General features: G+C 39.1%; 11 protein-coding genes, 1 other RNA gene and 2 pseudogenes. 5 read left to right on the top strand and 9 right to left on the bottom strand.

What is annotated here, in order from left to right; translation table 11 throughout:
- Window positions 1-57 precede the first annotated feature (57 nt).
- A pseudogene (gene ssb / locus AMD27_RS03810) lies at window positions 58-384 on the bottom strand (single-stranded DNA-binding protein); the annotation flags it as partial.
- A 372-nt stretch (window positions 385-756) separates the two neighbouring features.
- Here ssb and AMD27_RS03805 point away from each other — a divergent pair.
- Window positions 757-1,038, top strand: coding sequence for a transposase-like zinc-binding domain-containing protein (locus tag AMD27_RS03805; RefSeq protein ID WP_067656586.1), 282 nt, complete (start codon window positions 757-759; stop codon window positions 1,036-1,038).
- Entirely contained in the window at window positions 1,031-1,495 is a 465-nt protein-coding gene (locus tag AMD27_RS03800) for an IS1 family transposase (RefSeq protein WP_067656583.1), read from the top strand. The genes AMD27_RS03805 and AMD27_RS03800 overlap by 8 nt, the downstream gene beginning before the upstream one ends.
- Before the next feature lie 101 nt (window positions 1,496-1,596).
- Here the strand turns inward: AMD27_RS03800 and AMD27_RS03795 are convergent, their stop codons facing one another.
- From AMD27_RS03795 to AMD27_RS19020, 3 genes are all read right to left on the bottom strand, one after another.
- On the bottom strand, window positions 1,597-4,503 hold the full coding sequence (locus tag AMD27_RS03795; protein WP_067656580.1) for a type I restriction endonuclease subunit R: 2,907 nt from the start codon (window positions 4,501-4,503) through the stop codon (window positions 1,597-1,599).
- A 157-nt stretch (window positions 4,504-4,660) separates the two neighbouring features.
- The gene (locus tag AMD27_RS03790) at window positions 4,661-5,071 is read right to left on the bottom strand and encodes an endonuclease domain-containing protein (RefSeq protein WP_228140698.1); all 411 of its coding nucleotides are present in this window, start codon (window positions 5,069-5,071) and stop codon (window positions 4,661-4,663) included.
- A gap of 150 nt (window positions 5,072-5,221) precedes the next feature.
- The gene (locus AMD27_RS19020) at window positions 5,222-5,662 is read right to left on the bottom strand and encodes a restriction endonuclease subunit S (RefSeq protein WP_416202802.1); all 441 of its coding nucleotides are present in this window, start codon (window positions 5,660-5,662) and stop codon (window positions 5,222-5,224) included.
- A 27-nt stretch (window positions 5,663-5,689) separates the two neighbouring features.
- Here AMD27_RS19020 and AMD27_RS03780 point away from each other — a divergent pair, with 27 nt between their 5' ends.
- Both AMD27_RS03780 and AMD27_RS17965 read left to right on the top strand, forming a co-directional pair.
- On the top strand, window positions 5,690-6,064 hold the full coding sequence (locus AMD27_RS03780; protein ID WP_067655598.1) for an IS630 transposase-related protein: 375 nt from the start codon (window positions 5,690-5,692) through the stop codon (window positions 6,062-6,064).
- On the top strand, window positions 6,061-6,609 hold the full coding sequence (locus tag AMD27_RS17965) for an IS630 family transposase (protein ID WP_081405901.1): 549 nt from the start codon (window positions 6,061-6,063) through the stop codon (window positions 6,607-6,609). The genes AMD27_RS03780 and AMD27_RS17965 overlap by 4 nt, the downstream gene beginning before the upstream one ends.
- Window positions 6,610-6,668: 59 nt before the next feature.
- Here AMD27_RS17965 and AMD27_RS03770 read toward each other — a convergent pair.
- From AMD27_RS03770 to ssrA, 3 genes and pseudogenes are all read right to left on the bottom strand, one after another.
- A pseudogene (locus tag AMD27_RS03770) lies at window positions 6,669-7,292 on the bottom strand (restriction endonuclease subunit S); the annotation flags it as partial.
- Window positions 7,292-8,863 (bottom strand): type I restriction-modification system subunit M, encoded by a 1,572-nt coding sequence (locus AMD27_RS03765; RefSeq protein WP_067656570.1) that lies wholly within the window; start codon window positions 8,861-8,863, stop codon window positions 7,292-7,294. The gene AMD27_RS03765 and the pseudogene AMD27_RS03770, both read right to left, overlap by 1 nt.
- Window positions 8,864-8,941: 78 nt before the next feature.
- Window positions 8,942-9,299, bottom strand: a transfer-messenger RNA (tmRNA) gene (ssrA, locus tag AMD27_RS03760).
- Window positions 9,300-9,427: 128 nt separating this feature from the next.
- Between ssrA and glpK the strand changes: the two genes are divergently transcribed.
- Window positions 9,428-10,906 (top strand): glycerol kinase GlpK, encoded by a 1,479-nt coding sequence (gene glpK / locus AMD27_RS03755; protein ID WP_067656567.1) that lies wholly within the window; start codon window positions 9,428-9,430, stop codon window positions 10,904-10,906.
- Window positions 10,907-11,031: 125 nt separating this feature from the next.
- On the opposite strand, the gene AMD27_RS03750 is transcribed toward glpK, so the two are convergent.
- Window positions 11,032-12,558: a DHA2 family efflux MFS transporter permease subunit gene (locus tag AMD27_RS03750; RefSeq protein WP_067656538.1), complete on the bottom strand. Its 1,527-nt coding sequence runs from the start codon at window positions 12,556-12,558 to the stop codon at window positions 11,032-11,034.
- Window positions 12,559-12,564: 6 nt separating this feature from the next.
- Window positions 12,565-13,764 carry an HlyD family efflux transporter periplasmic adaptor subunit gene (locus tag AMD27_RS03745; protein ID WP_081405915.1) on the bottom strand — a complete coding sequence of 400 codons (1,200 nt, stop codon included), beginning with the start codon at window positions 13,762-13,764 and terminating at the stop codon, window positions 12,565-12,567.
- Window positions 13,765-13,908: the final 144 nt, after the last annotated feature.

The following is a 13,908-nucleotide window of genomic DNA, read 5'->3' as shown; positions in this document are numbered from 1 at the left end:
CATGTGTTGATTTAGATGGGAAAAATAAAGATTAAAAGTCTTAACTAGACTGCATCAAAGCAATTGCAACGTTTCGGCTTTGATTTCTGTTAGTTCCCGATCTGATCCGCTTTGGTCTTTCCACTTCCTTGTACGCAATGAACCCTCAATATAGACCTTTCCACCTTTCTTGAGGTACTTACTACTGGCAATCTCAGCTAATCGATTGCTGGTAGTAATTCTATGCCACTCTCAACGCTCTTTACGTTCTCCAATGGTCTTGTCTTTCCATTGCTCAGTGGTAGCCATACTAAAAGTGGCAATACTTCCGCCGTTAGGGAATTGTTTTATTTCAGGGTCACGACCTAATACACCCATTAAAATGACTTTGTTCACGTTTGGCAGGGTTATAAATCTCCTGATTTTTCTCAGAATGCCTATTTTTGATGGGCAACATGGGCAATACAGGCAACATACTTGATATATCTATCTTTCAGACTGTTACCTCTTTTTTTTAGCTTGGGCAACACGTTCAAAGCCTTTATCTATAAGGGTGTTGCCCTTGTTGCCTTTGTTGCTCTCTATTTTCAGGATTCCCAACTAAAAATAGCATCTTTGATTGCATAAACTCGAATCAATTTACTTCAACTAGGTAAGCTAAAGATTTTTGTATTCTTGCCTATATCATTTTCTAAGAATCCTAAATCGGTAGTGTGCAAAATTAACGTGGTTCAATCTAGAATAGACTTAAAAATACCTGAGTAATAGACCTTAAACATGATCATAGAAACGATAAGCTACTTATGTACCCGTTGCCAATCAGCAAATATTTATAAGAATGGACACAATAAAAGCGGGAATGCGCAGTTCAGATGTAAAGATTGCGGTCGATCAAGTGTGCTCAAACCTAAAATCAAATATACCGAAGAGCAAAAAGAACTCATCATCAATACTTATCTTGAACGAGGCAGTTTAAGAGGCATGCAGCGTCTATTTGGTGTTGCACCTCAAACGCTCATGGGATGGATAAAAAAAAGTAAACAACAGGAAATTGAGTGACGAATTACTTGATGCTCATCCAACAGATGTTCTAGAACTGGATGAACTTTGGAGCTTTGTAAAAGCTCGTCGTCATAAGGTTTGGAGTTGGATTGCACTATGCTGTCGTACACGTCAGGTCGTCGCTTATGTATGTGGTCAGCGCAATGATAAAACATGTACAGATTTACGTTGCCGTATTCCCTCAAGCTACTTTAATTTAGCAACATGTAGTGATTATTGGTCAAGTTATGCTGAGGTGTTTGATCCTGGTACCCATCGCTCTGTAGGTAAACATACAGGTTTAACGAACCATGTTGAGCGGTTCAATGCCACATTAAGAAATCGCTTAGGGCGTTTTACACGGAAAACTTTAAGCTTTTCGAAGAAGAAAGAAAATCATGAAGCTGTCTTGCATATGTTTTTATTAAAATACAATCAAGACATGAAAGATAAGTGGTTAACACGTCATATTTAGACACTACCCCTAAATCATAGCCCTTATTAGCACGCAATATTTTTGCTTCCTTTAAACGCAGACTACAGATCAAATCAGGCAGAACTATAACAAAAATTAATTTAAAAATTTAATTGAAATCGATTCAGTAAATGACTGGTCTTAACCTGTAATTCTGCATAGTAACGTTGCCGTTTTAATAAAGGTGGCTTTTCAATAGGTAATTCTTTAATTTCATGGGTGTATGGCAAGCGTTCTGTGAACTCAAAATTCGTTGCTACTTTATTAAACTCTATTTTCTTTAAATGTTCATCACGACAAAAGATATCGTATGCTTGTTGTTTTTCTACATCCCAAAACGATTTAAATGCGTCTTGTACTGATTGTCCGTTCAGCATTTTTGGGATTTGTTGCTGAATAAATTTTTCAATCAAATCTCTCTTGTCATATAAATGAACATTTGAGTCTAAAATAGAGTTAAGTTGAGCAATATGCTGCTCCCTTCTCTCAGTATTTTGAGTTTTAACAATCAGTGAAATTAAGCTTATAATATAGTCGACATCAACACGATCACTAAATAAAAGCTCTAATTGAAAATCTACCTCATCAAGCACAGACTGGTTTTTGTTATCAACGCTTTGAGACAATGCATAGTGTCTTGCCAAATCTTTATATTTAGATGAATAGTCATTAAATGTTTGTCGATTTAATGAGGTCTGATCTTGATCGTACTCCGTATAATGCCCCAATCTATTGTTGAGTTTCATCACCTCTTTAAATGCCATCACAAAGGACGCTTTTTGACTTTCACCGAATAGTTCATCTACAGATTGGCAAGTTGGTGTAATCGTCAATAAAGTGTTCACAGCCGTTTCATATTGAGCCAATGCTTGATCAAAGGCTTCAACAATCACTACGCTTTTTGCATTTTCATCTGAAAATAAAATTAAGGCTTCGTCAGTCGCCTGTTTTAAATTTCTAAAACAGACAATATTACCAAATGGTTTAAGCTCAGAGAGCACTCGGTTTGTTCTCGAATAGGCTTGTATTAAACCGTGATATTTTAAATTTTTGTCTACATACAATGTATTTAAATGCTTCGCATCAAAACCTGTCAGAAACATATTCACAACGATTAATAAATCGATACTTTGAGCTTGGTATTCTTTGGATGCATAGCCTTTAAATCGCTGACTGATATCACCGTAATAATCGTAAAAGCCATCCGTTAAATTAAAACTCGTTCCATACTGTTCATTATATTCGCTCAAATATTTGCCCATTTTAGCTGCGGCTAAATCATCCACTTGTTCTGGCGTATCTACAGACTCGTCTGCAATTCCTGAGCTTGAGGATTCATCTTCTGTGTTGGCTTTTTCTTTAGCATATGAAAATATAGTGGTAATTTTGAGCGGCTGATAAATATCGTTATTTTGCTCCGCCTGTTGTTGCAGTTCATTTTGCACTTTCTTAAATGTATCTACATATTTAATCAGTGCGGCTACAGATGAAACACAAAACATCGCGTTGAAGTCACGATGCTTGGTTTTAATTGGATGAACTTTTAATATTTCGCGAACAATTTTTTCTATTCGAGCTTCATTTTCAAATAGCTCTTTGGTATCGATCCCTTTAATCTTTTCTTCGACGTCTGTTGAATCTTTATGAACAAATCTTCCTAGATAATCAATATTGAAAGGCAATACGTTATGATCGTTAATTGCATTGACGATCACATACTGATGCAGTAAATGGGGGAAAAGTTTGTCCGTGGTCAGCTCGATACCACTGTCTTTATAGCTATTTTTATCAAAAATAGGGGTGCCCGTAAATCCAAACATTTGCGCTTGTTTAAAGAAACGACGAATATTTTGATGGGTCGTTCCAAATTGACTGCGATGACATTCATCAAAGATGAAGATCACTTTTTTGTCTTTAAGTTCCCCCATCTGCTCTACATAACGATCTTTAGAAATCGCATTGTTCAGCTTTTGAATGGTGGTGACCACCAAGCGATTGTCTTTCGCAGTGAGTTGTTTAACCAGATTGGCTGTATTTTTGGTGCTATCGACGGAATTCTTTCGAAACTTATTAAATTCTTCAGCCGTTTGACCATCTAAGTCTTTGCGATCCACCACAAAAATCACACGTTCAATATCGGGTTGTTTAATCAGTAGTTGACTGGCTTTAAAGGACGTTAATGTCTTACCTGAACCTGTGGTATGCCATATATAGGCATGTTCATCTGATGTTTGTACATGCTGAATCATGTTTTCTACGGCGTAGATTTGATATGGACGTAAGGTCATCAAACTTTGTGTAGTTTGGTGCATCACCATATATTGTGTCAGCATTTTGATGGTGTGATGTGGATTCAAAAAAGTTTGCGTAAATTCATTAATATCATTAATGGCTTTGTTGTTTTGACTCGCCCAAGGAAAAGCGAACTCAATGTCTTGGGTTCCATTTGAGTAATAACGGCAGTTCACACCATTACTGATCACAAAATACTGAATAAATCCAAACAGCCCTTGCCCTGCTTTATAAGCGGCTTTGGTGTAGTCCAAGGTTTGTTTAAATGCTTGGCTAATGGCTACGCCACGTTTTTTGACTTCCATTTGAACCAATGGAAAGCCATTGATGAGTAAAGTCACATCAAAACGACTGGTTCTGCCATCTAAGTCACGATGATCGGCAATAATCTGATTGGACACTTGAAAGAAATTATCTTCTGCATGTTCACTAATAAATCGTAGATGTTTAACGGTTCCATCATCAAAACTGACAGGACAACGATCACGTAATAGTTCAGCTTTTTTAAAGACTGTTATTTCTTTGCTGAGGTAATACCAAATTTGTTTCCATTCTTCATTTGAAAATGGTGTTTCAATCTGATTAAAACGTTGAATCTGCTGTTTTAAGTTATCGAGTAAGGTGTCTTCTTTACGTAAAGTGATTCGTTCATAGCCTAATTGTACAAGCTGCGAAATCAGTTCTTCTTCAAGTTGTAATTCTTTTTGCGTCGACATCAATCTGCTCTAAATTAAAATCATTATAAAGTCCCATATTCATTCAATTTTAGGTGTTTTATGACACAGATCAAGCGCTTATTTTAAATTTACTTTTTTAGCGCTTGAGGCAGTTCAACATATCCTACCTAGTCGCCCCGCATATCATGACGAAATTTTAATTTTGTGGGTCATTAATATACCGTTGAAGACAGTCAAAGACGCCTTGTAAATTTTGCATCACCTCTTGATTTGAAAATCTGAGCGTATATAACCCTAAATTCACCATATCGTTTTCTCGAATTTGATCATAGGCTTGTGCTTCCTCAGTACCATGACTTTCTCCATCAACTTCGATAACCAGTTTAATTTCAGAACTATAAAAATCAACAATATAGTGACCTATGCCATGCTGTCGGCGAAATTTCACACCCATTTGCTTATTTTTTAAAATTGACCATAACCGTTGTTCAGGTTCAGTCATATCTGAACCTAAGGTTTGACGGCGTTCTTTATATTCAGTTTTGTTAAATATTTTTTGCATTGTTTTTATTCGAACTCCCTTAATCAAAAGCTCTCCCTTTTTCAAGCAATCATACCCCTCTAAATCTCCCCTTTTAAAGGGGAGACTTCACATCAATTCACTTATAAGCAAAAAAGTTTTTTAAATCCAAATTTGAAGTTTTAACGATATAAAATCTGTGAATGAGAAAAGCCCCCTTTTTAAGGGGGTTGGGGGTTAAACAAACATCTGCTGTAACAAGCCTTTTTTCCATTGCTTGGCTTGTTGAATTTGCTGTGCTACGACTTCAATTTTTTGGTCAATGCTCGATAAGAAATTAGCTATTTTGGTTTGTTCTTCTAAGCAAGGTACTTGAATTACTATTTTCTTTAATAAACCACCTGTAATCAATGGCTGACCTGTCCCAAAAACTAATTTATTTAATTGATATTTTTCCAAGAGAGCTCTAATAAAAATATAATTTAAATTTGAGGGCAATTCTAAAATCAGCGTATTATCAGATACGTTATATTGACCACTTGCCATATAAATATATCCAGCATTGTGTCCAACACGTGCTATTAAAATTTTAGTTCCTCGGTAATCATATTCATTTGAATATCCAATTACTCCAGTCGAACCATAATAATATAGCTGCAATCTTATTTTGGGATACAATGATAAAAAATTAATTTGTTCAAGATCATGCCTAAAGTATATTCAGTGGATTTACGTGAAAAAGTCATGCAGTTTTATGAAGAAAATAATCACAAATCATATACATGTAAAACCTTTAAAATATCTAGAACCACTTTGGATGATTGGATTCTTCTTCAAAACACCACTGGAGAATTGAAACAGCCTAAAATCAATGCAGGTCGACCCACTAAAATCAAGGATATGGATGCTTTCAAACACTTTATTGAAACTACTGAATTTTCTCAAGTGAAAGATCTCATCCCTTTATTTGAACAAAAGTTTGGGTATCCAATCCTTTACTCAACCCTGTTAAAAGCCATTCATAGACTTGGTTGGACACGTAAAAAAAGAGTTTTCTCTATAAGCAAGCCGACAAAATAACAAGGGCTGTATTCAACTGGTTTCTTCCGCAATGGAAAGAGGAGTTTGGGGAAGATCAGATTCTTTATATTGATGAGTCTGGGATAAACACCACAGATACAGCGCAATATGGTTGGTCTAAACTAGGCAGTCGTTGCGCTGCTTTAAAATTGGGTGGTCATGGTAAAAGATTAAGTATCATCAGTGCTGTGAGGTCTAATTCAGCGTATCAGTTCCTTTACCCTTTGATTTTTCAAGGTTCATGCGATCGAGCAATGTTCACGGGATGGTTGAGATATCTACTTGAAAATTTAACCAAAGATAATCAAGATAAGACCAAAAGACATCTGCTGATTCTAGATAACGCTTCGATTCATAAGAACGGAGATATCAAAAAACTAGCCAAAGACTTTAACTGTAGAATCATGTACTTGCCTGCTTACAGTCCAGATTTAAATCCAATTGAAAAAGCATGGTCAGTGCTAAAATCCAAAGTTAAAAGTATCGCTGTCCGTTTTGACAAAAACATAGAAGAAGCGCTCGATTTAGGCTTGAAGGCAATGTAGCTTAAAATTTAAATCCAGCTATAATATTTAGCGGATTCTAATTTTTCATGTGAGGATTTCCCTGAAGCTATAGAAACTCCTTTAATCTTGCCTAGAGCAATTTCTTCCCACTCCCCAAACTCACTCCCATCATCCGCTTTGAAACGAATCTGCTGACTAAACAACTTTTGCATCATGCCTTGTTTATATTGGCTGAGCAGTTTGTGTTTTTGGGTTAGTTGGCTAATCTTTTCATCCACAGCGGAAAGAAAAGAAGCGATTTTGGTTTGTTCTTCTTTGGATGGAAGTGATATATCAACATTATTAATCGAAGTTGTATTTAAACTCGGCACACCAGTTGCTTCATTTAAACCTAGCCAATTCACTTGAAGTGCATGTTGAAATAAAAAAAATGGAACTGAATTTTCTTTTATCTCTGTATAAAAAAGAGTATCTACAGTCCAAAATTTTTCATTTACATATTTTGGTTGATCAATTGTTCCTTTACGACCAATTAAAATACTTTCGCCTTCGTATAAAAATTTATCTACATAACGCATGATTCCACCTGTTCCATAAACAGGTATCTCACCATCTGATAGGCTTTTATGATCTTTGCCGTATTTGATGTTTAATACATCTTTATACTTTAAATTAGCCCAATCCCCATCAAACTCTTTAAAACGTAACTGAGGCGAAGCCATTACTTCACCTCCGCAAATGGTGAATCAATACCTAATTCTTTACAAAAATCGGCAATCACCGCATCGGTTTTTTGGCTTTCCACTTCCAACGCTTGAAGCTGTTTCGCAATCACATCTAAATCAATCTCATCTTCCGCTTCAAAGGTATCAACATAACGAGGAATATTTAAGTTGTAATCATTGGCTTTCACTTCATCCAATGACGCAACTTTGGCGTATTTTTCAATATCCTGACGGTTTTCAAAAGCAGCCACAATATTGTCCAAATGCTTTGGCAATAACTTGTTTTGATTCTTCTGTTTCTCAAACTCATTACTGGCATCAATAAACAAAATATTGTCTTTATGCTCACGGTTTTTCTTAAGTACCAAAACACAAGTTGGAATAGACGTGCCATAGAAAATATTGGCAGGTAAACCAATAATCGTATCCACCACATTTAACTTTTCAATCAAATGCTGACGAATTACACCTTCACTCGAACCACGGAACAACACCCCGTGCGGTAAAACAATCGCTAAAGTGCCCGATTCATCCAAGTGATACAGCATATGCTGAACAAATGCCATATCCGCCTTAGAACTTGGTGCAAGCTTGCCATAGGACTTAAAACGAGGATCATTCATGAGCAACGGATCGGCTGACCATTTTGCAGAAAATGGTGGATTTGCCACAATCGCATCAAACTTCAAGCCGATATGTTGCGGACGAATCAGTGTATCTTCTTGCTTAATATCGAACTTAGAAAAATGCACATCATGCAAAATCATGTTCATACGTGCCAAGTTGTAGGTGGTGCGGTTCATTTCCTGACCATAAATCGCATCGACCTCATCACCTACTTCACGTTTGACACGAAGCAATAATGAACCTGAACCACAGGTTGGATCATAGACACTACGCAAACGCATTTTACCCAGTGTCACGATACGAGCCAGTAAAGTCGACACCATTTGTGGTGTATAAAACTCACCGGCTTTCTTGCCTGCACCTGAAGCAAATTCACCAATCAAATACTCATAGGCATCACCTAGAACATCGGATTCAGTATTTGCAAGATCAAAATCAATCTCGTCCAAATGAATAATCACTTTGGAGATGAGTTCATTCCGATCACTGACTTTATTGCCCAACTTGGTCGAGGTAAGATCCATGTCTTCAAATAAATGTGCAAAGTCTTCCGCAGAGTCAGCATCCTGCGTACTGCTTTCAATCGCTTTTAAGATTTCGATCAAATCATCTAAGATAAATTCTTCTGCTTTCGCTCGAAGCGCAATACTGTGAAATAACTGTTTCGGTTCTAAAAAGAAGCCAATATTTTGCAAACTTTCTTGTTTTACAGCATCTAAATATTCTTGGTGAATTTTGTTTGCTCTATCTAAGTCACTAAAAACAATGCCTTCGCCTTCTAATTCTTGATTGGCACTGGTCATGACTTTTTCAGATAAATACTTATAGAAAATGAGTCCTAAAATATAATCTCGAAACTCATCAGCCCCCATTTTTCCACGCAACGTATTGGCAATATTCCACAGTTGTTTTTGCAGTTGTTGAAGCTGAACTTGCGTCATTATTTTGTCCGTTTAATCATCTTATATTAGGCGAAAAAAAGCGCCAACCGATGAGGTTAGCGCTTTTCCGTATAATTTTGGTGGAGATGGCGGGAGTCGAACCCGCGTCCGCAAGCATTACGCTCGAGAATACTACATGCTTAGATATCGTCTATTAGTTTAACCCTTTGCGACCCGACGAACAGGATGCTCTGGCGATCCTCTAGATTTAATATAAAGCCCCGAGGCTTAGCTTTATACGGTCTTGTGTGCGTGCGCTTCAGTCGTTCTCTCTAACCACAAGTATTCAGAGAAAAGGACAAGCTGCCCTTAGGCAGCTAGAGCGTATGATTCGTCGTTTGCGACTAAAAAATGCAAATTTGATTTACGAGAGAAAATGCGCTCTCGGCATGCATCTATGAGTTTCATCACCAGCGTCGAAGCCAAGAACATCCCCAAAGTACAAACGAATCATAGCACATTTATTCAGTTTTGGCAGGAAAATTCTCAATTTTTGCATATCGCTCTGGGTCGTAGTGCAAGATTAGGCTAATATTGTGCTTTCGAAGCTAAAAACCGTAGAAGATGAGCTATTTACTTGCACTCGATCAAGGAACAACGTCTAGTCGTGCGATCATCTTTGATGAACATGGAAAGGTTCATGCCAGTGCTCAAAGAGAAATCCAAATTCATACCCCACAGTCAGGTTGGGTAGAACAAAACGCGCAAGACATTTGGAGCACTCAAATTGCCGTGGTGCAGCAAGCCATCGCATCTGCCCGATTGATGGCCAAAGATATCAAAGCCATAGGACTGACCAATCAGCGTGAAACCACCGTAGTGTGGGACAAACGAACAGGACATCCGCTTGCCCCTGCGATTGTCTGGCAAGACCGTAGAGCCAGTGAATGGTGTAATCAGCTGATTCAAAACCAACATGAACATAAGGTCAGCCAAAAAACCGGGCTTCGCATTGACCCTTATTTTAGTGCTGGAAAATTGGTTTGGTTGCTTAAGCATGTAGATGGACTCCGTGAACAGGCAGAACAAGGTCATGTGGCTTTTGGTACAATTGACAGCTGGCTGATTTGGAACCTAACTCAAGGTGCTGAGCACGTCATTGAAATGAGCAATGCCTCACGCACTATGCTCATGGAACTCCAAACTCAGCAATGGGACGAAGAACTTTTAGCGTTATTCAACATTCCAAAATCACTCTTACCGAAGATCGTTGCCTCAGATGCCTATATCGCCAATACCGCTAAAGGTTTATTGGGTGCTGAAATTCCGATCACAGGTGTTTTAGGTGATCAGCAATCTGCCCTATTTGGGCAGTCTTGTTTTGAAGTCGGTACCGCCAAGAATACCTATGGTACGGGTTGTTTCATGCTGTTCAATACAGGTCAAGAAATTAAAGCGAGTCAAAATCAACTGCTTTCAACCTTGGCTTGGCAATGTCACAACAAACCGACCTATGCACTTGAAGGCAGTGTATTTATGGCGGGTGCAATCGTGCAATGGCTGCGAGATGGTTTGGGCATTATTCAGCACAGTGATGACGTTGAACAACTGGCATGTACAGTCACACAAACTGAAGGTGTGGTGCTGGTTCCCGCTTTTACTGGATTGGGTGCACCGCACTGGGATAGCGATGCCCGCGCGCTACTGTGCGGAATGTCTCGAGGCACACATAAAGCGCATATTGCACGTGCTGCTCTCGAATCCATTGCTTTTCAAGTGTCCGATGTTTTAACTGCCATGCAGTCGGATATTGGTCATCCCCTGAAAGAGCTACGCGTCGATGGGGGTGCCAGCCAAAACGATATGATGATGCAATTTCAAGCCGACATTTTAAATGTGCCGGTATTACGTCCTAAAATGTTTGAATCGACTGCATGGGGTGCCGCGGCAATGGCGGGATTAAAGGCAGGTGTATTTAATGATTTAAGCGAAATTTCGGACTCTTGGAAACTCGAATGTGCTTTTGAGCCGCAAATGAGTGAAGATCAAAGACAGTATCATCTCAAGCTTTGGAATGATGCATTAAATCGAGCGAAATCTTAATTTCAGAGTTTAAGATTTTACCAAAGTAAATATTCAAAAGAATCATCCAAAATATAAAAAGCACCTAACAAAGGTGCTTTTTAATTGATAAACAGACTTTAATACTTTATCTCATCAAGTCAAAACTAATGCGCATGACCTCCACCAACGTTGCCTTTAGGTTTAGGACATAACCAAATGATTAATCCTGCAAAGATAAAGACCATAGAGAGAATCAAAAACACATGATTGACCGATAATGTCAGCGACTCTTTATCGACCAGATTCGAAATGACGCCTAAAATACTTTCTGGGCTATAACCAGCTTGGCTCATATTTCGCTGAGTTTCTTCAATATGTAAATTAGACACCATTTCGCTACGAGCGATTTTGGCGTGATCATCCCAAATGGTGACTGCAATCGATGCTCCAATTGCCCCTGCCATGGTTCGACAAAAGTTCATCAAGCCTGCTGCAGAAGCCAATTCCTCTGTTTTTACAGAAGCTAAAGCGATATTGGTGAGTGGGATAAAGAAAAATGGTACAGCGAACCCCTGAATAATTTGTGGAAGTGCCAATGCCATAAAGTCCGCATCTGTAACCCAGAATGACCGCATTAATGTCACACCACCCAACAGTAGTAGTCCAAAACAGGCTAAGGCGCGCTGATCATATTTGGTCGCGATCTTCGCCACAATCGGTGACATCAACAAACTACCAAAGCCCATGGTCGCCGTTAAATAACCCGCCCAAGATGCGGTATAACCCAAATTGATTTGTAACCATTGGGGAATCAAAACAATACTTCCAAAAAATGCGCCAAAACCAAGTGCTAGCGCCAAGGTCGCTATACTAAACCCACGATATCTAAAAATTTTGATATTTACGACAGGATGTTTTTCGGTCAGTTCCCAAATCATAAACACGACAAAGCCAATCAGGGTAATTATAGCCAATGATGTGATTAGACCACTGTTGAACCAATCATGTTCATGACCCAGATCAAGCATCAATTGTAGTGCGCCAATCCATAAAATCAGTAATGCCAAACCTATGGTGTCGATTTTCAATTTAGAAATAGGTGTCTCAGCTGATTTGAGCAATCGCATTGCACCATAAGCACAAAGTAATCCGACTGGAATATTGATAAAGAAAATCCAATGCCATGACAGATTATCACTGATTGTCCCTCCAAGAATTGGACCTAAAATCGGGCCAACCACCGTGGTCATTGCCCACATTCCCATGGCTTGAGATTGCTTTTCAGGAGGGAAAATACGCATGAGAAGCATTTGGCTGAGTGGCATAATCGGCCCCCCGAATATGCCCTGTCCAATGCGACAAATCACCAACATCGCTAAACTATTCGACAGCCCACATAGGATGGAAAATATAGTAAAGCCTAATAAGCTAATACTAAAAACTCGAACTGCACCAAAGCGACCTGCAAGCCACCCTGTCAGTGGTACACAAATCGCTTCAGCGACCGCATAAGAGGTAATAACCCAAGTTCCTTGCGAACTTGAAACAGCCAAACTGCCTGTAATATGTGGAACAGATACATTGGCAATGGTCATATCGAGTACGACCATAAAATTTGCCAATGCCAAAACAAAGGCGGCCAAAGCCAACTTAGCGCCTTTGAGGTCACCGTACAATGCTGTGTTATTCATACGAAATTACTTCGATGAGATATCGATTGTGGCTTCCATTGACAAACCCACCCGAAGCGGATGCTCAGCCAATTGCTTCGGATCAAGTCGAATACGCACAGGCAAACGTTGAACGACTTTAATCCAGTTGCCTGTGGCATTTTGAGCAGGAATTAAAGCGAATGCAGCACCAGTTCCGCCTGAGAAGCCAATCACTGTGCCTGTATATTCAACTTTTTTACCGTATAAATCGGAGGTTAAACCGACTTTCTGCCCGACTTTTACATCTGCCAATTGGCTTTCTTTAAAGTTTGCATCTACATAAAGTTGACTGAGTGGCACCACTCGCATTAAAGATGCACCTGATGCAATACGTTGACCCACTTGTACACTACGGCGTGCAACCACTCCATCTAAAGGCGCTCTAATTTCAGTTCGTTGTAAATCTAAACGTGCTTGATCTACACGTGCTTGAGCCACCAACACATCTGGCGTAGTGGATTGATTTGTTCCTTTAATTAAAGCTTCACTGGCTTCTAAGTTACTTTGTGCAGCTTTACGTTTAGATTCTGCCTGTGCAAGCCCAGCCTTCATTACATCTAAATGTGCCTTAGCTGTTTGTAAGGTACGTTGTGACGTTGTTAACTCCTCTTTGGAAATTGCACCTGATGCACCCAATTGCGTACGACGAGCCAATTCATCTTGAGCACGCTCAAAGTCTACCTGTGATTGAGCAACTTGCGCTTTGGCACTGCGAATGTCTTCACTACTCACCATAACTTGAGAGTTTAAAGAATTGGTATTGGCGCTGCTTTGTGAATACTGCCGTCTAGCTTTAGCCAATTCTGCTTCTGCCTGTGCCAAAGCAATTTCGGCATCACTGGAATCTATCCGTGCCAGTACATCTCCTTTTTTGACAGCTTGAGTATCTGACACAAGGACTTCGGCAACCTGACCACTGACCATGGAGGTAATTTCGGCACTTTCAGCACCCACATAGGCATTTTCCGTACTGACGGTATGACTAAAAATAAATGACCAAATCAGGTAAACGACCAATGCAATGAAAACCAAAATAGCGACAATACTGAGTGCTTTTTTCCGTTTACTTTTCATCTTCGCAGCATGTTCTGCTTCTGATGCATTTTCTTGAGGTGCTTGCTCTTGAGGTGCTATCGCTTTTGACTCGTCTTCTGTAGACGGCTTTGTGTTACGTATTTCTGACATCACATCTTCCTAAATAGACATGAGACTTGGTCAAGGACACCACATAACGATTTCAAGGCAGATGCTACAAGGCGACTACACATTAAAATTCAACAAATGGAGGATGTGAATGAGAAAGCCATTACTTAAGTTATTAATGCCAAT

The sequence above is a fragment of the Acinetobacter sp. TGL-Y2 genome (genome assembly GCF_001612555.1).
Classification (GTDB): Bacteria; Pseudomonadota; Gammaproteobacteria; order Pseudomonadales; family Moraxellaceae; genus Acinetobacter.
Note: the sequence above shows the minus strand (reverse complement) of the source record. Positions and strands in the feature narration are given on the sequence as shown.

Bases quoted from the DNA above. Each gene is read 5' to 3' on its own strand.
- AMD27_RS03795 (WP_067656580.1), bottom strand. From the start codon at position 4,503: ATGTCGACGCAAAAAGAATTACAACTTGAAGAAGAACTGATTTCGCAG.
- AMD27_RS03745 (WP_081405915.1), bottom strand. From the start codon at position 13,764: ATGTCAGAAATACGTAACACAAAGCCGTCTACAGAAGACGAGTCAAAA.
- AMD27_RS03750 (WP_067656538.1), bottom strand. From the start codon at position 12,558: ATGAATAACACAGCATTGTACGGTGACCTCAAAGGCGCTAAGTTGGCT.
- AMD27_RS03780 (WP_067655598.1), top strand. From the start codon at position 5,690: ATGCCTAAAGTATATTCAGTGGATTTACGTGAAAAAGTCATGCAGTTT.
- AMD27_RS03765 (WP_067656570.1), bottom strand. From the start codon at position 8,863: ATGACGCAAGTTCAGCTTCAACAACTGCAAAAACAACTGTGGAATATT.
- glpK (WP_067656567.1), top strand. From the start codon at position 9,428: ATGAGCTATTTACTTGCACTCGATCAAGGAACAACGTCTAGTCGTGCG.
- AMD27_RS03805 (WP_067656586.1), top strand. From the start codon at position 757: ATGATCATAGAAACGATAAGCTACTTATGTACCCGTTGCCAATCAGCA.